We start from the raw sequence: 20,940 nt of genomic DNA, 5'->3' as shown, positions 1-20,940 counted from the left end.
AGGAGCGGGTGTGGTTGTGGGGGGGGGAGGGGTGGGGGGGGGGGGGGGGAGGGGGGGGGGGGGGGGGGGGGGCCCCTCCCTCCTCAGTGGGTGGGGGGGCCGGGGGTGGGGGGGGGGGGCTCCCTCCCCCCACCACTCCCTCTCTTCACCCGGACAGGTGAACCTCGTCCTGATCCACGCGTGGCCGCGTCTGTTAGTCGTCCGGAACTCTTGATCGCCTTCCCCGCAAGCGGAAGGGGGCGGGCGGCGGCAGCGAGATGGCGGCGAGGCGAGGGAGCAAGGTGAGGGAGGTGAGGCGACGACGACCTGGCATCGGCGTTCTGTGGCGACACGGGTGCGGCGAGGCAGCGCCACCGGTGCGGCAAGGCCACGCGGCGGCGGCCGCGGGACCTGCCAAGGAAGAAGGAGGCGTGGTGCGAGAACTGACCGATGAGATGGCAGTCGACCACTGCCCACCACCCCAGACCAAGCAGCCGCCGACCGACATCAGGATCCCGGGCCGTCACGTGGCCGAGGTGGCCACGCACCCGGACGGGCGGCGGGCGGTGATCACCTGGTCCAGCACGAAGATCGATCCCGGTCTGCTCAACCCGGCGCTGCACGTCGTCCACCCGGATGGCACCGTCGTCGACCTCGGTCCGACACCGGCTGACGCGGGCAATCCGGTGTGGTGGGGCGACGAGGTCGTGTACCTGGCGCTGACGCCGCCGCATCTGCAGGGCGGCAACGCCGTCTTCGACCAGCGCCACCGCAACCTCACCGCAGGCATGCGGGCCTGCCCCGTCGAGCTCGTCCAGGACGACGGCGACGCGCCGATCATGGTGGTTGCCGCCGGCCTGGACACGGAGTTCCACCGTCTCAGCCGAACCAACGGCCAAGCCGACGGCGGGCGCGAAGGCAAGATCGACAACGCGAGCGAGCACGACAGCACGAGCGAGCACGACAGCGCGAACGAGCAAGGCGGCGCGAGCCCACAGAACAGCACGACCGGACCCAAGAGCGCGCCACAAAGCCACACCAGAACGGAAACCCTCCTGGCCCGGATCAATGGCTCCCACCGCCCATCCCACCGCCCACCCCCGAACGCCGACTGGGGCACCCAATCCCGCCTCCGCTACCAAGCCGAAGACGGCCTGCAACTGGACGCCCTACTGGTCCTCCCGCCAGGCAAGACCGAAAACGACGGCCCATTCCCCCTGGTGACCCTGATCCACGGCGGCCCCTACGACCGTTGGGCCGACGACCTGCAACTCCACTGGGTCCCGTCCGCCCAGTGGTTCGCCCACCAGGGCATCGCGGCGTTCCTCCCCAACCCGAGAGGAAGCCTGGGCAGAGGCCACGAGTTCGCCCAAGCGGTCGAGAAACGAGTCGGCCGAGAAGAGTGGCAAGACGTCGAAACCGGCATCGACCACCTGATCGGCAACGGAATCGCCGACCGGACGAGGCTCGGCATCTCCGGCTGGAGCCACGGCGGGTTCCTGGCCGCCTGGGCCACGACGAGAACCGACAGGTTCAAGGCCGCGCTCGTGGGCGCCGGCATCTCCGACTGGCCGAGGCAGATCACGAACGGCGAGTGGGGTGCGTTCGAGGCCGCTCTCGGTGACAGTCCCGAGCACAGTCCGATCACCTACGCCCACAAGATCACCACGCCGATGTTGATCGTGCACGGGGAGAAGGACACCAACGTGCCGTTGGAGCAAGCCGAGCTCTTGCACGCGGCGGTGAAGCACTCCGAGCTCGTCGTCTATCCGGGTGAGGGGCACTCGCTGCGGCAGCGTGAGCACAGGCTGGATCTGCTGAACCGTGCCAGAAGATTGTTCGCGGCGCTGTGAAACTTGCGCAAGCTTGCGGAAGCAGTCGCAAAGAGACCGCAAGCGGCCGCAAACCGGGACCACCGCGCAAACACCAATTTCCGCAGGACGTTCGGGCACGAACCTGACCGCGGCGCAACCAATTCGCCGCTGGTGGTCGGCGTCGTGCACGCAGCGGAGCCGACCGGACACCCGAACGAACCAGCGTCTTTCCAGCAGAAAGCTGGATGTCGCAAATTTGCGCAATCACGTCGAGATATTGCGGTAATCTGCTAGTCACTTCTACGGTGAGGCGCGCCACACCCCCTCGCGTCCCCACCGAGAAGGGCCAAGCACGCCATGTCATCGACGACACGCGCTCGCTCCCTGCTAGCCCCGCTGACGGCCTTGGTCACGGCCGCGGCGACCTTGACGATCACCCCTGCCGCACAGGCCGCGGCGGTCAGCCTCGACCTGGCGAAGCCGACCCGCATCGACCAGGTCACGCTCTCCGCGCCGCGCACCGGCACCGAGACCTTCGCCATCCAGACCAGTCTCGACGGCAGAGGCTGGTCGACGCTGGTGGCGGAAGGGCCGCACGACTTCCAGAACGGCAAGGCGACCTTCAAGGTCGACCCGACGGTCACGAAACACGTCCGCGCCACCAAGACCACGGCCAAGATCGAGGTACGCGAGGCCGCGGCGAGCGCGCAGCTCCAGGCCACCTATAGCGCCAGCAGCACCAACCAGAACTACGGCCCCGGCAACGCCGGCGACGGCAACCAGAACACCTACTGGGAGAGCGCTAACAACGCGTTCCCCCAATGGATCCAGGCCGATCTGGGCTCGGCGGTCAAGGCCGACCGGGTCGTGCTGAAGCTGCCGACCAACGGCTGGGGCACGCGCACCCAGACCCTCTCGATCCAGGGCAGCACCGACGGCACCAACTTCACCGACCTCGTCCCCAGCAAGGGGTACGAGTTCAACCCCGCGAGCAACAGCACCGCCACCATCGACTTCACCGCCGCCACCACGCGGTACGTGCGAGCGAGGATCACGGCGAACACCGGCTGGCCCGCCGGGCAGATCAGCGAGTTCGAGGTGCAGGGGCCGACGGGGGGTGACACGCAGGCGCCGTCCGCGCCGCAGAACCTCGCCCTCACCCAGCCGCAGTCCGGGCAGATCCGGCTGACCTGGAACGCCAGCAGCGACAACGTCGGCGTCACGGCGTACGACGTCTACGCCAACGGCAGCCTGCGCACGACCGTCACCGGCACCACCTACACCGACAGCCAGCCGGACGGGCTGCGGGTGACCTACCACGTGGTCGCGAAGGACGCGGCGGGCAACCAGTCCCCCGCCAGCAACACCGTCACCCGCGAGGGCGCCGGCGGCACGAACCTCGCCCAGGGCAAGCCCGTCACGGCCAACAACAACGTGCACGACTTCGTCGCCGCCAACGCCAACGACGGCAACGTGCAGACCTACTGGGAGTCCAACGGCTTCCCCGGCACGCTGACCGTCCAACTGGGAGCGAACGCCGACGTCAGCTCCGTCGCGGTCAAGCTCAACCCCGACACGGCGTGGGGTGCCCGCACGCAGAACGTCGAGGTCCTCGGCCGCGAGCAGAACGCCACCGGTTTCACGAGCCTCGTCTCCGGCCGCGACTACCGCTGGGACCCGGCGAGCGGCAACACCGTCACGATCAGCGCGAGCGCGCGGGTCGCCGACGTCCAGCTGCGGTTCACGTCCAACACCGGCGCGCCCGGCGGCCAGGTGGCGGAGATCCAGGTGTTCGGCACCCCTGCCCCGAACCCCGACCTCACCGTCACCGGCACGTCGTTCTCGCCCACCAGCCCCGTCGAGACCGACCCGATCACGTTGAACGCGACGGTCCGCAACGCGGGCGCGGCGGCCAGCGCAGCCACTGACGTCACGTTCTTCCTCGGCACCGCGAGTGTCGGCACCACCCAGGTCGGCGCTCTCGCCGCCGGCGCACAGGCGAATGTCAACATCACTACCCAAGCACGTCCGGAAGGTTCCTACGAGTACACGGCCAAGGTCGACGAGACCAAGAAGGTCGCCGAGCAGAACGAGTCCAACAACGCCCGCGTCCACCCGGACCGGATCGTCGTGACGCCGGTGCCGAGCTCCGACCTCGTCGCGGTGCCGTCCTGGTCGCCGAGCAACCCGGGCAACGGCCAGACCACCACGTTCACTGTCGCGATCAAGAACCAGGGCACCAGCAACAGCGCGTCCGGCGCCCACGGCATCACGGTCACGATCCTGAACAGCAGCGGCCAGGCCGTCCGCACGCTCACCGGCAGCCACTCCGGCACGATCAACGCCGGCGCCACGACCGCCGCGGTCAACCTCGGCACGTGGACCGCCGCCGACGGCCGCTACACGGTGCGCACCACCATCGCCAACGACGGCAACGAGATCCCCGCCAAGCAGGGCAACAACACCAGCGAGCAGTCGCTGTTCATCGGCCGCGGTGCCAGCGTCCCGTGGCAGCACGTCGAGGCCGAGGCCGAGGACGCGACCGTCGGCGGCGGCGCGCAGGTCCTGAGCCCGAACAGGACGATCGGCGACCTCGCCGGTGAGGCGTCCGGCCGCCGGGCCGTCACGCTGAACGGCACGGGCCAGTCGGTCGAGTTCACGACCGCGGGTCCGACCAACACCCTCGTCACCCGGTTCTCCATCCCGGACAGCTCCGGTGGCGGCGGCATCACCAGCACCCTCAACGTCTACGTCAACGGCCAGCTCCACAAGGCCATCGACCTGACGTCGAAGTACATGTGGCTCTACGGCAACGAGGCGTCCCCGAACAACTCGCCGGGGTCGGGCGGGCCGCGCCACATCTACGACGAGGCGAACGTCATGCTCAACCAGACGTTCCCGGCGGGCACGAAGATCAAGCTGCAGAAGGACGCGGCCAACACCACGAACTACGCGATCGACTTCGTGAACTTCGAACAGGTGACGGCCGCCGGCAACCCCGACGCGGCGAAGTACGCCGTGCCCGCCGGGTTCACCCACCAGGACGTGCAGAACGCGCTCGACCGCGTCCGGATGGACACGACCGGCACGCTGGTCGGCGTCTACCTGCCCGCGGGCACCTACCAGACGCAGCAGAAGTTCACCGTCTACGGCAAGGCAGTCAAGGTGATCGGCGCCGGCCCCTGGTTCACCCGGTTCCAGGCCCCGACGACCCAGGAGAACACCGACCTCGGCTTCTCCGCCCAGTCGTCCGCGAGCGGGTCGACGTTCAGCGGGTTCGCCGTGTTCGGCAACTACACGCAGCGCAACGACGGCCCCGGCAAGGTGTTCGACTTCGCCGGCGTCCAGAACATGACCATCGAGAACATCTGGGTCGAGCACATGATGTGCCTGTTCTGGGGCAACAACGTCGACAACAACGTCATCAGGGACAGCCGCATCCGCGACATGTATGCGGACGGCCTCAACATGACGAACGGCTCGTCGGGCAACCGGATCTCCAACATCGAGGCCCGCTCGACCGGTGACGACGCGTTCGCGCTGTTCGCCGCCACCGACAACGGCGGAACCGGTCAGCAGAACAACGTCTTCGAGAACCTGAGCGTCACGACCCCGTGGCGTGCCGCGGGCCTCGCGGTCTACGGCGGCAAGAACAACACGTTCCGCAACATCTACATCGCGGACACGCTGACCTACTCCGCCGTGACGATCAGCTCGCTCGACTTCGGCTACCCCATGGAGGACTTCGGGCCGGAGCCGACGACGTTCAGCGGCCTCACCCTGGTGCGCTCCGGCGGCCACTTCTGGGGCCAGCAGACGTTCGGCGCGATCTGGATGTTCTCCGCGTCGAAGAAGTACACGGGGATCCGCGTCAGCGACGTGGAGATCATCGACCCGACGTACAGCGGGATCATGTTCCAGACCAAGTACAACGGTGCCGCCGAGAACGTCTTCCAGGACACCGTGCTGTCCAACGTGAGCATCTCGGGCGCTCGCAAGTCCGGTGACGCCTTCGACGCCAAGTCCGGCTTCGGCATCTGGGCCAACGAGATGCCGGAACCGAACCAGGGCCCCGCCGCCGGCGAGGTCACGTTCAACGGCCTGAGGTTCAGCAACAACTTCCAGGACATCCGGAACACGACGTCCACCTTCAAGATCAACATCAACTGATACTCCCTGCCGCGAAGGAAAATCGATGAAATCCACGCTGTTCAAGCGTGCGGTGAGCGCTGCGGTCGTCAGCGCACTCGCACTGTTCGGACTGACCCCCACGGCAGGAGCAGCAGTCGTCCGGCTGTCCGCGAACCTGACCGCGTCCAGCAGCAACGGCCCGTACGGGGCCGGGAACGCCGGTGACGGCAACCAGGGCAGCTACTGGGAGAGCACGAACGGTGTGTTCCCGCAGTGGATCCAGGCCGACCTGGGCGCCGCGAAGAGCGTCAGCAAGGTCGTGCTGCGGCTGCCCGCGAACTGGGAGCAGCGCACGCAAACGCTTGCCGTGCAAGGCAGTTCGAACGGGTCGCAGTTCAGCGACCTCGTCGCGTCCGGCGGCAGGGTGTTCGCGCCCGGCTCGAACAACACGGTGACGCTCGACTTCACGGCGACCAGCGCCCGGTACGTGCGCGTCACGGTCACCGCGAACACCGGCTGGCAGGCCGCGCAGCTCAGCGAGTTCGAGGTGCACGGCGAGTCCGGCTCGGTGGAACCCCCGCCCACCGGCGACAACCTCGCGGCGGGCAAGCCGGTCGAGGAGTCCGGGCACGTGCACGACTTCGTGGCCGCCAACGCGGTCGACGGCAACACCGGCTCGTACTGGGAGTCCAACGGCCTCCCCGGTCACCTGACCGCGAAGCTGGGCTCGAACGCGGACGTCACCTCCGTCGTCGTGAAGCTCAACCCCGACTCGGCGTGGGGTGCGCGCACGCAGAACTTCGAGGTGCTGGGCCGGGAGGCGAGCGCGACCGCATTCGCGACGCTGAAGGCGCGGGCGGACTACCGGTTCGACCCGGCCACCGGCAACACGGTCACCATCTCGGTGAGCGGGCGGGCCTCGGACGTGCGGCTGTACTTCTACTCGAACACCGGCGCACCCGGCGGCCAGGTCGCCGAGTTCCAGGTGTTCGGTTCCTCCGCACCGGCACCCGACCTGACGGTCACGAACCTGACGTGGTCGCCGGCCAGCCCCAGTGAGGCGGACTCGATCAGCCTCACCGCCACCGTGCGCAACGGCGGCACGGTCGCCTCGGGCGCGACGACCCTGAACGTCGCCCTCGGCGGCACCACCGCGGGTACCGCGCAGGTCGGCGCGCTCGCGGCGGGAGCAACGACCACCGTCACCGTCAGCGCCGGCCGGCGGGGTGCCGGGTCGTACGCGGCCTCGGCCACCGTCGACCCGGCCAACCAGGTCGCGGAGACCAACGAGGGCAACAACACCTTCACGTCCGGCTCTCCCCTGGTCGTCGGCCAGGCACCGGGACCGGACCTGCAGATCACCGGCGTCACGCCGAACCCGTCGTCCCCGGCGGCCGGCCAGCAGGTGACGTTCGCGGTGCAGGTCAACAACCGCGGCACGTCCGCGGCGGGTGCCTCCGTGACCCGCGTGGTCGTCGGCGGCAGCACGCTCAACGCGAACACCGGCGCGATCAACGCCGGTCAGACCGTGACGGTGAACGTCGGCACCTGGACCGCCACCAACGGCGGCGCCACGGCCACCGCGACCGCGGACGCGACCGGTGTGGTCGCGGAGACCAACGAGAACAACAACACCGCGACCCAGTCCATTGTGGTCGGACGCGGCGCGGCCGTGCCGTTCACCAGCTACGAGGCCGAGTCGGGCCGCTACCAGGGCACGCTGCTGGAGGCGGACGCGGAGCGCACGTTCGGGCACACCAGCTTCGGCAGCGAGTCGAGCGGCCGCAAGTCGGTGCGGCTGGACGCGCAGGGCCAGTTCGTGGAGATCACCTCGACGGTCGGCACGAACTCGATCGTCGTGCGCAACTCCATCCCGGACGCCGCGTCCGGCGGTGGCCAGGAGGCGACGATCAGCCTCTACGCGAACGACCAGTTCGTGCAGAAGCTCACCCTGTCGTCACGGCACAGCTGGCTCTACGGCACCACCGACGACCCCGAGGGCCTCACGAACCGGCCGGGCGGCGACGCCCGCAGGCTGTTCGACGAGACCTCGCAGCTGCTCGCGAGCTCCTACCCCGCGGGGACGAAGTTCAAGCTGCAGCGCGACTCCGGTGACAACGCCCAGTTCTACGTGATCGACCTGATCGACCTCGAGCAGGTCGCGCCGGCCGCGGCCAAGCCCGCGGACTGCGTCTCGATCACGCAGTACGGTGCCACCGCGAACGACCAGACCGACGACGCGGACGCGATCCAGCGCGCCGTGACGGCCGACCAGAACGGGGAGATCCCCTGCGTCTGGATCCCGGAGGGGAAGTTCCGCCAGGAGAAGAAGATCCTGACGCAGTTCAACTCCGGCGGCTACAACCAGGTCGGCATCCGCAACGTCACGATCCGCGGCGCCGGCATGTGGCACTCGCAGCTGTTCTCCCTGACCCAGCCGCAGGACGCGGGCACGATCAACCACCCGCACGAGGGCAACTTCGGGTTCGACGTCGACGACAACACGCAGATCTCCGACATCGCGATCTTCGGCTCCGGCCGGATCCGCGGCGGTGACGGCAACGCCGAGGGCGGCGTCGGCCTCAACGGCCGGTTCGGCAAGAACACCAAGATCACGAACGTGTGGATCGAGCACGCCAACGTGGGCGTCTGGGTCGGCCGCGACTACGCGAACCTGCCCGACCGCTGGAACCCCGGCGACGGCCTGCAGTTCAGCGGCATGCGCATCCGCGACACCTACGCCGACGGCATCAACTTCACCAACGGCACCCGCAACTCCACCGTCCACAACTCGTCGTTCCGCACCACGGGCGACGACGCGCTGGCGGTGTGGGCGTCGAAGTACGTGAAGGACCAGAACACCGACATTGGCAGTGGTAACGCGTTCCTCAACAACACGATCGCACTCCCCTGGCGCGCCAACGGGATCGCGATCTACGGCGGGTCGAACAACCGCGCGGAGAACAACATCGTCTCCGACACGGCCAACTACCCCGGCATCATGCTGGCGACCGACCACGACCCGCTGCCGTTCGGCGGGACGACACTGCTCGCCAACAACGCCCTGTACCGCACGGGCGGCGCGTTCTGGGGTGAGGCGCAGGAGTTCGGCGCCATCACGCTGTTCTCCCAGAACCTGCCGATCCCCGGCGTCGTCATCCGCGACACCGAGATCCTGGACTCCACCTACGACGGCATCCAGTTCAAGGGCGGCGGCAGCGGCATGCCGGACGTGCAGATCACCAACGTCCGCATCGACAGGTCGAACAACGGCTCCGGCATCCTCGCGATGGCCCAGGCCCGCGGCTCGGCGAAGCTCACGAACGTGACGATCACCAACTCGCGGGACGGCAACATCACCATCGAGCCGGGCTCGCAGTTCGTCATCAACTAGATCACAGTTGAAGCCACCTCCGATCGGGTACTCCCCGGCCGGAGGTGGTTTCATGTCTGCCATCGTCGTCGGGTTCGACGGTTCCGACCTCGCCAGGCGCGCCGTCCTGTGGGCTGCCGAGGAAGCCGGGCGCAGCGGCGCGGACCTGGTGGTCGTGCAGGCCGTGCGCAGGCCGTTGCCCGAACCCGTGTTCACCCCGATGTCCACCCCGGTGCCGGAGTTCGTCACCGAGGAGACGATGTCCCGAGCCGCCGAGGAGCACCTGGCCGAGCTGGCCGGTGAGCTCCGGCAGAGCTTCCCGTCGTTGAACGTCACCACGCACGTCCGCCTGGGCCGTCCCGCCGACGTCCTCGCCGAGGAGCCCGGCGGCCTGCTGGTGCTCGGCTCGTCCGGCCGCACCGGCATCGCGGAGATGGTCCTGGGCTCCACGTCGGTGGAACTGGTGTCGAGCGCCGGCCGCCCGGTCGTCGTCACCCGGTCCGGCCCGCTGGAGGGCCGCGTGGTCGTCGGCGTCGACGGCTCCGACACGTCCACGGACGCCATCGCGTTCGCCTTCGAGTACGCCGCCCGCCACGGCCGCGAGCTGCTGGCCATCCACGCCTTCAACGACTCCGGCTGGGCCGAGCTGCCCGAACCCGACGTCGACCACGTCCGCGCGGACCTGGCGAAGCTCCTCGACGAACAACTGGCCCCGCACGCCGCCCGGCACCCCTCGGTGCACGTGGCGCAGGAGGTCGCTTTCGACGCGCCCGCCCGCGCGTTGCTGAACGCCGCCGACGGTGCGGCCCTGATCGCGGTCGGAAGTCACGGCCGCGGCGTGGTCACACGTGCGATCCTGGGTTCGGTGAGCCACGCTGTGCTGCACCACGCGCCGTGCCCGGTCGCGGTGGTCCATCGGAGGTGACGCGAGATGCGCGGGTTGGCGGCGGTGTTGCTGTGCCTGGTCCTGGCTTCGTGCGGTCAGGTGCCACCGGCCGAGGTGCCCGCGTCGCGCACCCAGGTCGTCTCCACCGCGACGCCGCCGAGCTCACCCGCGCCCAGCGTTCCCAGCAGCGTGGCGTCCTCGCCCGTTCCGACCACCACGCTGCCGTCGCGTGCCGGTGAGCCCGGTACGACGACCGTCCGCGGCACGGTGTCCGGCGGCGTCGAGTCGGGGTGCCTGATCCTCACCACCGGCACCGAGTCCTACCTGCTGCTCGGCGCCGACCCCGCGATCGCGGTGGCCGGCGCCGTGGTGGAGGTGAGCGGGCGGGCTGATCCGGGGGCGATGACGACGTGCCAGCAGGGCACGCCGTTCCACGTCACCCGGACGCAGCGCGGTTAGTCGTTCAGCGCCTTGCCGAGGAACGCGATCGCCTGGCTGATCGCACCCTCAGCGGCGTGCGTGCCGCGCAACGCGTTCAACATCACGAAGTCGTGGATCGCGCCCGCGTACCGGACCGCGGTGACGGGCACACCGGCCGACCGCAGCTTGTCCGCGTAGGCCTCGCCCTCGTCACGCAGCACGTCGGCCTCGGCAGTGATCACGAGCGCCTGCGGCAGGCCCGCGAGCTGGTCCAGGGAAGCCCGCAGCGGTGAGGCGGTGATCTCGGCGCGCTCGACCGGGTTGGTCGTGTACTGGTCCCAGAACCACTGCATCGCGTCGCGGCGCAGGAAGTAGCCCTCGGCGAACTGCAGGTACGAGTCGGTGTCGAACGACGCGTCGGTCACCGGGTAGAAGAGCACCTGGGCCTTCAGCGCCACGTCGCCGCGTTCCTTGGCCTGCAACGTCAGCGCCGCCGCCATGTTGCCGCCGACCGAGTCGCCGGCGACCGCGATGCGGGTCGCGTCGAGGCCGTGCGTCGCGCCCTCGCTCACCACCCACTGCGCCGTGGCGTAGTTCTGGTCGATGGCGACCGGGTAGCGGGCCTCGGGCGAGAGCGAGTACTCGGGAAAAACGACGGCCGCGCCGGTGCCTACCGCGAGCTCGCGGACCAGGCGGTCGTGGGTGTGGGCGTTGCCGAAGACCCAGCCCGCGCCGTGGATGTAGAGGACCACGGGCAGGGTGCCCTCGGCGCCCGCGGGCTTCACCACGCGGACCTTGAAGCCGTCGAGCTCGACCCACTGCTCGTCGACCTCGGGCTTGGCGACCTCACCCGACTGCACCTCGTCGACCGTCTTGCGGCCCTGCTCGGGGCCCAGGTCGAACAGGTACGGCGGCTGGGCGGTGGCGGCGGCGAACTCGGCTGCGGCGGGCTCGAGCACTGGGCGCTTCATGGCTGGCTCCTTCGATGAGGTCCGATGCCATGAAACTAGTGCGCGATTAAATCGTGCACAACGTAATCATGGCATCACCGGAAGCGGGAATAGTTCCGCGGTCGAACGAAGCGCGGCAACGACGATGTCGAGACAGGCAACGAAGTCTTCCCCCGTGTCGATCCACCGCTCGATCGCCTCCTGGAAGCACACGGCGACCAGCCGCGACACGAGCCGAGCCTCGTCCGCCGGACCACGTTCGGCCAGGGCGTCGCACAGCGCGGCCGTGATCGCGGCGGACTTGGTGCGCTCACGTTCCTGCAGCTCAGGGCTCGACGCGATCACCGCGCGACGTTCTGCGGTGCGGTCGACGCGTTCCACCAGCAGGGCACCGACCTGGCGGACGGCGTCGAGGGCGATAGCCGGCAACGACGTCTCGGACGACGCGCGCACCGCCTCCACGAGGGCCGGCGGGAGCTGTTCCGAACCGCCGAACAGCACCTCACGCTTGTCCGGGAAGTAGCGGAAGTACGAGCGACGGGTGATGCCCGCGCGTTCGGCGATCTGCGTGACGGTCACGTTGTCGTACCCGTGCTCGCCGAACAGGTCGAGCGCCGCTCGCCTGAGTCGGTCTTCGGTTCCGGGATCCCACCTGGCCACGACTCATCCTACCAAGTGATGTCTCACTGTGCCGTCACCCGTGCTAACGTCGGTGACGACACAGTGAGACATCACGAGGAGAACGATCATGAGCATCTGGGTCCTGGGCGCCACCGGACGTGTCGGCCGCGCTGTCCTCCCCCGCCTGCTCGACCGGGGCGAGACGGTGGTGCTGGTCGGCCGGGAGAGCGCGCGGCTGCGGGAGCTGGCGGCGCGCACCGGGCTGCGGGTCGTCATCGCGGACACGGCGGACCGCATCGCGAAGGCGATCGAGGCGGACCGGCCGGCCGTCGTGATCAACACGATCGGCGACTACGCCGAGACCGCGACCACCATCGCCCGCGCCTGCGTGTCCGGCGGCGGGCACTACCTCGACCAGGCCAACGACCTGGCCTCGGCGACCCGGCTGCTCGCTCTGCACGACGAGGCCGCGGCGGCGGGCAGCACGCTCGTCACCGGGGTCGGTTTCGGCGTGCTGGCAACGGAAGCCGTCGTGGCGAAGCTCTGCGAGGACCGCCCTGCGGCCGCGGAGGTGCGGGTCGACGCCGTCGCGTCGGTGGCCGTGGAGGCGGGCGCGCTGGGCGCCGCTCTCGCCGCGTCGATCATCGACGTCATGGTCACCGGCGGACGCCGTTACCGCGGCGGGAAGCTGACGAGGTCGCGGCTCGGCGCGGGCGCACACCGGCTGCGGCTGCCCGACGGTGAGCAGGCCACGACGTCGGAGGCGCCGACGGCGGAACTGCTGGCGGCGCGGAACGCGAGCGGTGCGGCCGACGCCACCGCCGCCAGCGCGATGATGCCGGCCTCGGCCGCGGCCAGGGCGGTGCTGCCCCTCGCGGGGCGGCTGTTCGCGCTGGAACCGGTGCGCCGCTTCGCCCTCGGCCGGCTGGCCGGGGTCGAGGGCAAGGCGGCGCCGAAGCCGCGGGCGCACTCCTGGGGTCACGCGGTGGTCACCTGGCCGGACGGCACCACCCGGGAGGGATGGCTCAAGACCGGTGACGGCATGGACTTCACGGCCGCGGTGAACGCCGAGGCAGCCGTGCGGCTGGCCAGGGGCGAAGGCAAGCCCGGCGCGTACACGCCCGCGGCCGCCTTCGGCCCCGACCTCGCCGTCGCGGCGGGTGCGGAGATCAGCTGACGGTGAAGCCCGCCGTCGCACCGGTGAAGCCGGTGATCTTGCCGGTCCAGCCGGACTTCTCGTCGCCGTGGTGCACGATCCGGTAGGTGCCCGCGGGCGTGTCCGCCGGGATCTGCCAGGTGATCGTGGCGTTGGAGAAGGCGATGCCGACGCGTTCCCACCTGTAGCGCGTGGACCAGTCGCCGTCGTCGGCGACGCGCACCCACTGGCCGTTCACCTGCCGCTGCACCTCCAGGAAAGTCCCGTTGCGGTGCAGGTTGTTCTTCGGGTGGCCGGTGACGAACACGGACGTCACGGTCTCGCCGCGGCCGTACGACGCCTTGGGAGCGCTCAGAACGTCGCCGTACCGCTTGTCGGCGGGCTTGTCGTCCAGCACGACACCGGTCTGCAGGTTGATCTCCGTGAACGGCGGCTTGCCGGGGTTCGGACCGGCGGGCAACGACGAGCCCGACCTCATCGACGCGGCGAGCTTGCCGAACTCCTGCTGGTACGCGGGCGTGGTGTTGCGACCGAACAGGGTCGACCCGCCCTCGTACTGCTGCGAGTCGTACTCCTCCGGCGTCGTGACGTACTGGCTGTAGTCGTTGGCATAGCCCTGGATCAGCACGTTCTGCACCGGCACGCCCAGCTCGGACGCCACGGCCTTGCGGATGCGCAAGCCCGCGGTGATCGTCACCTCACCCGGCATCGCGACGAGGTGCACCTGTCCGATCCGGACGATCTGCAGCGGCACGATGTTCGGCGTCGCACCGATCAGACCGGTCGGGACGAGGGAGGCCTTCGGGAACTGGCAGTCCCGCAGCCACTGCGGGACCTCCATCTGCAACGGCTCGAACAGCTTCTTCCACGGTGACTGCATGCCCTCGGAGAAGCCGGGGATCGCGGGACCGTCCTCGACGCTGCCCGCGATCGTCGAGGCGCCGACGACGCCGGAACAGGTCGTGCCCGCTTGGCCGTCGGAGGTGAACCGGCCGTCGACCTGCACGGCCGACATGTCCACGAACCGCATCCGGGAGTCGACGCCACCGGCGACCGCGGTCTGCGCGCCGTTGTAGATCTCCTGCGCCTTGCGGTTCTGGCGCTCGCCGATGATGCGGGCGTTCTCCCACTCGTTCTCGGTGGGGCCGGAACCGGGCTTCAGGTTGAGGTTCGGCGACATGTCGCCGGCGTTGGTGTTCGGGAACGCCGCCACGAAGCCCGCGGTGTCGTCCAGGTAGCGCACGCCCTTGTCGTCGTGCTCCCACTGGTAGGCCGCGTAGCCCTTGTTGTCCGGGCTGATCAGCGTGTTGGCGTTGGTGACCGACGTGTTGTGCGTGGCGAACCAGCTGATCGCGCCGACGTCGGTGCCGGACTGCCGGAACCTGAGCACGGTCATCTGCGGGTCGATGCCGGCGGGGAACGCGCCCCTGTCCGGGTTGCGGTCGAACGCGACGCGCGACCGGTTGACCGAGGCGGTCGTGAGCTCGCCGAAGCCGAGGCTGATCGAGCCCGGCTTCACGTCCTCGTGCGCCTCGACGACCGACTCGGTGATGCCGTCGACCACCGCCGCGAGCGCCTGCGGCTGCATGCCCAGGATCGACAGGTTGTAGGCGAGGTTGTGCGACTGGCCGCCGGGGCCGCTGTGCGTGTGCGTGGCCGAGAGCAGCAGGTTCTCGCGGGTGTAGGTGCTGCCGTACTTGGCCTGGAGCTTGGCGAGCACGCCCTCCTGGACCGCGCGGAAGATCATCGCGAGGTCGGCGTTGACGTAGGCGACGCGCTTGTTCGTGGCCCGGTCGACCACGACGTAGGCCCGCGACCGCAGCCGCTGGTGGATGCCCGTCGTCTTCTGGTCGAACTTGGAGTAGCCCATCATGCCGTTCTCGGCGGCGGGACCCGTGACGTCCGAGATGCCCCTGCCCACCAGGTACGGCTCGGGTTCCGCCCACGCGAACGGGCCGCTGACCAGCACCGCACCGACGAGTGCGGCTACCACCGTCAAGACTGTCGTCCGCATGAGCACCCCGCTGAAGTGAATTGGATTCACGTTTCTCGGGTCACGGTAGGTGATCCAGACCACGGAGAGCAAGTGACGGCCAGTGCGTTGGCGGTGACCACGAGCAAGATTCCGGCCCAGTGGTGGAGCTCGAGCCGCTCCCCCAGCAGCACCAGGCCGGCCAGCGCGGCCAGCACCGGGTGCACGCTCATCGCCAGCCCGAACAGGCGCGCGGGCACCTTCCGCAACGCGATCAGGTCGACGGCGTACGGCACGACGCTGCAGAAGACGCCGGCGCCGATCGCGTAGAGGACCGCCATCCCGGTCAGCTTCCCGTTCAGGACCAGCAGCACGGCGACCGGGACGTAGAGCATCGCCGACATCGCGGTCGCCACGGCGGGCGCCTGCAGGCCGGGCAGCCGCGCGCCGACCAGGCGGTTGAGCAGGATGTACGCCGCCCAGCAGGCCGCCGCGAGCAGCCCGAGCCCGACGCCGAGGTAGTCGCTGCTCGGACCCGGCAGCACCAGCACGTACACGCCGACAGCGGCGATCACGACGAACAGGAAGTCCCGGCGGGTGCGGGACCCGGCCAGCGCGACACCGAGCGGTCCGAGCACCTCCAGCGTGACGGCGAGGCCGAGGCCGATGCGGTCGATCGCCGTGTAGAGGCTCAGGTTCATGGTCGCGAACACCAGGCCGAGCGCGACCGTCGGCCACCACTGGGCGAGGGTGAACCTCCGCACGTCCGGCCGGGCGACCGGCAGCAGCACCGCGGCGGCCACGAACTGACGCACGGCCACGACCCCCGCCGGGCCGATGGAGGCGAACGCGTGGGCGCCCACCGCGGCGCCGAGCTGGTTGCTGGCCGCGCTGGCGGTCATCGTCGCGAACCCGCTGATGCTCTTCATGACACCCAGCCTGCGACGCGGGCATCGATACGGGAAATGCATGAGCCGCTGCACCTATACGCTGGACGCATGGATCTGCGGCACGTGCGGGCGTTCGTGGCGGTGGTCGACGCGGGCACCTTCACCGACGCGGCACGGGAACTCGACCTCACGCAGGCGTCGGTGTCGCGGTCGGTGGCCGCGCTGGAGGCGGCGCTGGGCGTACGTCTGCTGCAACGGTCCACCCGGCACGTCGCGCTCACGGCCGTCGGCACGCAGGTCCTCGAAGGCGCGCGACGGGTGCTGGACGAGGTCGCCCACCTGCACCGGATCGCCGCGCAGTCGCTGACCGAGCTGCGGATCGGCTACGCCTGGGCGGCACTGGGCAAGCACACCCGGCGCGTGCAGAAGGCCTGGGCGACCGAACATCCCGGGCTGCCGCTGGTGTTCGTCCAGTCGAACTCGCTGACCGCCGGTCTCGCCGAGGGCACCGCCGAGGTCGCCGTCGTGCGCAGGGCACTGGAAGACCCGAGGTTCGAGACCGCGTTGCTGGGCACCGAACGGCGCTACGGCGTGGTCGCGACGGACAACCCGTTGGCGCGCAAGCGTTCGCTCAAGCTCGCGGACCTGGCCCGCTACTCGCTCGCGGTCGACGACCGCACCGGCACGACCACCCTGGACCTGTGGCAGCCGGGCACCGCACCCGCCGTCGTGCGCAACACGAGCAGCGTCGACGAGTGGCTGACGCTGATCGCCGCCGGGCAGGCCGTGGGCATGACGTCGGAGGCCACCGCGAGCCTCAACCCACGCCCCGGCGTCGCCTATCGCGCCGTGGCGGACGCACCGCTGATCGCGGTCTGGCTAGCGTGGTGGAAGGACCAGCCACCTCAGCACCTGACCGACCTGATCACGCTGGCGTGCGACGCCTACCGCGCGTGACCCGTGCCCCCGCACACGTCCGCGCGAAGGCGAAGCCGAGCAGTCCGAGCTTGAATCGGGAGGTTCCGGTGGGGTGGTCCCGTCCCGAGCCGTGGCACACCCCTCCCTGCTTGTGGCTCGCTCTTGCCTCGGTTCGGGACGAGACCACCCCACCCGAACCGCACCACGCACACAGCCGCAAGCCGCCGAAAGCAACAGGCGTGCCATCAACCCGCCCACGGCGCTGGCCGGTCTTTGATCAGTTGGCGGGGTCCGGGGCAGAGCCCCGCGCACGAAACAGGAACCCTCAACGACAACAGGACCACAACGACCACCCGTGGAGGAAATCGCCGCCACAACACCAGAACAAGTGGAACTTTCCTCCCTCTCCCCGACCCGAAAGCTAACTTAGGGTCACATCCCATGGACGGGCTGATGCAACCTCGGCCGCTCACCATCGCGCACATCCTGGAGCGGGCCGAGCGACTCCACGCGCACAAGACGGTCGTCACAGCCGGCACAGAGCGGGTCACCTTCGCCGACGTGGCCAAGCAGACGCGGCGCCTCGCGACAGCGCTCGACTCGCTCGGTGTGCCGGCCGGTGCGCGCGTCGCCACGTTCGCGAGCAACACGCGGCGGCACCTGGAGCTGTACCTCGCGGTGCCGGTCACCAAGCGGGTGCTGCACTCGATCAACATCCGGCTGTCGGCCGAGCACCTCGAGTACATCGTCAACCACGCCGAGGACGACGTGGTGTTCGTCGACCGCGCGCTGCTCCCCCGGATCTGGCCGAGCGCCGACCGCATGCCCAAGGTGCGGCACTGGGTCGTGCTGCCCGACGACAGCGACGTGGAGATCCCGGCCGACCCGCGCGTCCTGGACTACGACGAGCTGGTCTCGGACGCCGAGCCGGTCACCGGGTCGTTCGAGGACACCTTCACGCTCGCGGACGAGAACCTCGCCTCCGGGCTCTGCTACACCTCCGGCACGACCGGCCCGCCCAAGGGCGTCCTCTACAGCCACCGGTCGACCGTCCTGCACTGCCTGGGCACGCTCGCGGCCGGGTTCATCGGCCTGTGCGAGAGCGACGTCGTGATGCCGATCGTGCCGATGTTCCACGCCAACGCCTGGGGCCTCCCGTACGGCGCGATGATGACGGGCGCGTCGCTGGTGCTGCCCGGCCCGTCGTCGGACCCGACCCACCTGCTGTCGCTGATGGAGTCCGAACGCGTCACCGTCGCCGGTGCCGTGCCGACGGTGTGGACGAGCCTCGTGCCCCAGCTCGCGTTCCACGACCTGGGTTCCACGCGGTTCCTGCTCGGCGGCGGGTCGGTGATCGCCCCGGCGTTGTCGGAGACCTACCGCGTCGCGATCGGCGTCCCCATCACGCACTCGTGGGGCATGACGGAGATCAGTCCGGTCGGGACGATCGGCGGCACCCGCACGCGGCACCAGGACGCGACCGCCGAGGAGCTGGTCGCGGTGCGGGCGGCGCAGGGCCAGCCGCTGCCGCTGGTGAACCTGCGGATCGCCGACGTCGAGACGGGCGTGGAGCTGCCGCGCGACGGCCAGGCGGTCGGTGAGCTGCAGGTCGCGGGTCCGTGGGTCGCGGGCGGCTACTTCCAGGTCGACTCGGCCGAGAGCTTCACCGACGACGGCTGGCTGCGCACCGGTGACCTCGCCACCATCGACACCGACGGCTACATCCGCCTCGTCGACCGGATGAAGGACCTGATCAAGTCCGGCGGCGAGTGGATCTCCTCGGTCGAGCTGGAGAGCGCGCTGACCTCGCACCCCGACGTCGTCGAGGTCGCGGTGATCGCGCGGCCGGACCCGAAGTGGGGCGAACGCCCGGTGGCCTACGTCGTGCTGCGCGACGGCAGCGCCGCCACCGGTGACGACCTGGTCCGCCACATCACGCCGAAGGTCGCCAAGTGGTGGCTGCCCGACGAGGTCGTGTTCCGGACCGCGCTGCCGAAGACGGGCACCGGCAAGCTGTCGAAGAGCGCCCTGCGCGACTCAGCCCGGATCGCGTAACCGGTAGAGCTGCAGCCCGAGCTGCAGCTCCAGGTCGTTCTCGCTGCGCCAGTCGGCACCGAGCACGTCGCTCACCCGGTCCAGCCGTTTGAGCAACGTGTTCACGTGGACGTGCAACGCGCGCGCCGTCGCCGCGACGTTCGCACGGTGGTCGTAGTAGGCGCTCAGCGTGCCGACCAGGTCGGTGCCGCGGCGCTGGTCGTAGTCCACCAACGGGCCGACGGACGCCTCCAGGAAGCGGTCGAGCTCGCGGACCCGTTCGGTGTCGAAGATCAGGGCGTAGAGCGCGTAGCGGGCGGTCGTGACGCCCCGGTCGGTGTGCCCGATCGCCCGCATCACCGAGGCGCAGCGGTGGGCCAGGGAGAACGCGCGCGCCCAGTCGTGGCCTGCCGCCCGCTCCCCCACGACGGCGACGGGCACGCCGACCGCGCGCCGGAGCCTGCGGTGGACCTGCTCGGCGGTGTGGTCGTCGTCGGTGCTCGGCACGATCGCCGTCGCCCGGCCGAGGTGCTCGCCAGCGAGTCCCGCGCTGTCCCTGGCGATGTCGTGCAGGTGCCGGGCGAGGTCGGTCGAGGACAGCGCCGGCGACTCGGCGACGAGGACCAGGGTGAGCCGGTCGGCGTCGATGTGACGAGCCGCGGCGCGGGTGCGCTGGGACGGGCTGATGCCGGGGCTGCCGACCATCAGCTCGGTCAGCAGCTCACCGCTGAGGCGTTCACTCGCGTCGGCGACGGCGCGTTCCTTGAGGATCAGCAACCCGAGGATGTGCGTGGCCCGTTCGAGGGTGCGCAGGTCCATGTCGTCGGAGACGCCGCGCTCCGCCACCGCCTCCCGGCTCCACGAGAGCGCTCCCAGGTAGCTGTCGCCCGCGCGGATCGGGGCCACGCTGTGCGCGACGCCGCGGGCGTCGACGGTGGTCGTGACCCGGCCGGAGTGGTGCCCCGCGGCCCGGTCGAGCACGACCACGGTGCCGCCCAGCTGCCCGGCGAGGAGCTGGGCGACGTCGGCCGGTGTGCCGCCCTGCAGCACCACACCCGTCAACGTCTCGTGGATCGCCTGCGCCCGTTCGACGACGGCGACGTGCTCCCGCAGCTCCCGCAACGCCGTGCGGCTCTCCTCGTACAGACGCGCGTTGTCGAGTGCCACGGCGGCGTGGTCGGCGAACGCGCTCAGCAGCGCGATCTCGCCGGGATGGAACGACCGCTCCGACCGGTCCGCGGCGAACAGCGCGCCCACCACCTCGTCGCGGATCACCAGCGGCACGCCCAGCAGCGCCACCAGGTCCTCCGTCACGACGAGGCGGTCGAAGCCCGCGTCGTGGTCGATCAGCGTCGAGGCGGCGTAGTTGCTCACCCACTGCGGGCGCCGGGTGGCGAGCACCTTGCCGCCGAGCCCGACACCCGCCGGGATGGTGGCGCTGAGGAACGCCCCCGAGATCGTGCCCTCCGCCGCCTTGGCCGACAGCCGGCCGTCCGCGACCAGCGAGAGGTAGGTGAAGTCCGTGCCCATCAGGTCGTGGGCGTGCCGGACGATCGACTGCAGCACGTCGTCCAGTTCGCCCAGCGCGGTGAGCGACTTGGCCGTCGCGTACAACGACGCCAGCTCCCGCTGCCGGCGCACGAGCGCGTGCGAGTCCGGTTCCTCACTCGGGTCGATGGTCACCCGGCACATTCTTCCCCAAGCGGAGGTGGAGGAATGGTCCACCGAACGCGGGCCAGGCGTGTGTGATCCAGACCTCAACCACATCGTGGTGCCGCCCTAGCATTGGCCGTCAT

13 protein-coding genes are annotated in these 20,940 nt (G+C 70.0%); 8 read left to right on the top strand and 5 right to left on the bottom strand.

The features are described from left to right. Window positions 1-506 precede the first annotated feature (506 nt). The 5 genes from ACFWV3_RS11890 to ACFWV3_RS11870 all read left to right on the top strand — a co-directional run bounded on the left by ACFWV3_RS11890 (window position 507) and on the right by ACFWV3_RS11870 (window position 10,642). Entirely contained in the window at window positions 507-1,832 is a 1,326-nt protein-coding gene (locus ACFWV3_RS11890) for an alpha/beta hydrolase family protein (protein ID WP_382411019.1), read from the top strand. A 318-nt stretch (window positions 1,833-2,150) separates the two neighbouring features. After that, entirely contained in the window at window positions 2,151-5,963 is a 3,813-nt protein-coding gene (locus ACFWV3_RS11885; protein WP_382411017.1) for a discoidin domain-containing protein, read from the top strand. Between the two features lie 25 nt (window positions 5,964-5,988). Beyond that, the gene (locus tag ACFWV3_RS11880) at window positions 5,989-9,318 is read left to right on the top strand and encodes a CARDB domain-containing protein (RefSeq protein WP_382411015.1); all 3,330 of its coding nucleotides are present in this window, start codon (window positions 5,989-5,991) and stop codon (window positions 9,316-9,318) included. 52 nt (window positions 9,319-9,370) lie between these two features. Next, a complete protein-coding gene (locus ACFWV3_RS11875) occupies window positions 9,371-10,222 on the top strand; it encodes a universal stress protein (RefSeq protein WP_382411013.1) in 852 nt (283 codons plus the stop codon). Between the two features lie 6 nt (window positions 10,223-10,228). Continuing rightward, the gene (locus ACFWV3_RS11870) at window positions 10,229-10,642 is read left to right on the top strand and encodes a hypothetical protein (protein ID WP_382411011.1); all 414 of its coding nucleotides are present in this window, start codon (window positions 10,229-10,231) and stop codon (window positions 10,640-10,642) included. Here the strand turns inward: ACFWV3_RS11870 and ACFWV3_RS11865 are convergent. Together ACFWV3_RS11865 and ACFWV3_RS11860 are read right to left on the bottom strand one after the other, a co-directional pair. Then, entirely contained in the window at window positions 10,639-11,574 is a 936-nt protein-coding gene (locus tag ACFWV3_RS11865; protein ID WP_382411009.1) for an alpha/beta hydrolase, read from the bottom strand. The two genes, ACFWV3_RS11870 and ACFWV3_RS11865, sit on opposite strands and share 4 nt — an antisense overlap. A gap of 66 nt (window positions 11,575-11,640) precedes the next feature. After that, entirely contained in the window at window positions 11,641-12,213 is a 573-nt protein-coding gene (locus ACFWV3_RS11860; RefSeq protein WP_382411007.1) for a TetR/AcrR family transcriptional regulator, read from the bottom strand. An 88-nt stretch (window positions 12,214-12,301) separates the two neighbouring features. On the opposite strand from ACFWV3_RS11860, the gene ACFWV3_RS11855 reads away from it, so the two are divergent. Further along, window positions 12,302-13,351: a saccharopine dehydrogenase NADP-binding domain-containing protein gene (locus ACFWV3_RS11855; RefSeq protein WP_382411005.1), complete on the top strand. Its 1,050-nt coding sequence runs from the start codon at window positions 12,302-12,304 to the stop codon at window positions 13,349-13,351. On the opposite strand, the gene ACFWV3_RS11850 is transcribed toward ACFWV3_RS11855, so the two are convergent. Together ACFWV3_RS11850 and ACFWV3_RS11845 are read right to left on the bottom strand one after the other, a co-directional pair. Then, a complete protein-coding gene (locus tag ACFWV3_RS11850) occupies window positions 13,344-15,344 on the bottom strand; it encodes a neutral/alkaline ceramidase (RefSeq protein WP_382411003.1) in 2,001 nt (666 codons plus the stop codon). The two genes, ACFWV3_RS11855 and ACFWV3_RS11850, sit on opposite strands and share 8 nt — an antisense overlap. Window positions 15,345-15,370: 26 nt before the next feature. Further along, on the bottom strand, window positions 15,371-16,231 hold the full coding sequence (locus ACFWV3_RS11845; protein ID WP_382411001.1) for a DMT family transporter: 861 nt from the start codon (window positions 16,229-16,231) through the stop codon (window positions 15,371-15,373). A 69-nt stretch (window positions 16,232-16,300) separates the two neighbouring features. Here ACFWV3_RS11845 and ACFWV3_RS11840 point away from each other — a divergent pair, with 69 nt between their 5' ends. Together ACFWV3_RS11840 and ACFWV3_RS11835 are read left to right on the top strand one after the other, a co-directional pair. Then, window positions 16,301-17,149, top strand: a complete 849-nt coding sequence (locus ACFWV3_RS11840) for a LysR family transcriptional regulator (protein WP_382410999.1) — start codon at window positions 16,301-16,303, stop codon at window positions 17,147-17,149. 402 nt (window positions 17,150-17,551) lie between these two features. Continuing rightward, window positions 17,552-19,165: a long-chain fatty acid--CoA ligase gene (locus ACFWV3_RS11835; RefSeq protein ID WP_382410997.1), complete on the top strand. Its 1,614-nt coding sequence runs from the start codon at window positions 17,552-17,554 to the stop codon at window positions 19,163-19,165. Here ACFWV3_RS11835 and ACFWV3_RS11830 read toward each other — a convergent pair. Continuing rightward, window positions 19,148-20,827 carry a helix-turn-helix domain-containing protein gene (locus tag ACFWV3_RS11830; protein ID WP_382410995.1) on the bottom strand — a complete coding sequence of 560 codons (1,680 nt, stop codon included), beginning with the start codon at window positions 20,825-20,827 and terminating at the stop codon, window positions 19,148-19,150. The genes ACFWV3_RS11835 and ACFWV3_RS11830 overlap by 18 nt on opposite strands. Between the last annotated feature and the right edge of the window lie 113 nt (window positions 20,828-20,940).

It is taken from the genome of Lentzea sp. NPDC059081 (assembly GCF_042738015.1).
Classification (GTDB): Bacteria; Actinomycetota; Actinomycetes; order Mycobacteriales; family Pseudonocardiaceae; genus Lentzea.
Note: the sequence above shows the minus strand (reverse complement) of the source record. Positions and strands in the feature narration are given on the sequence as shown.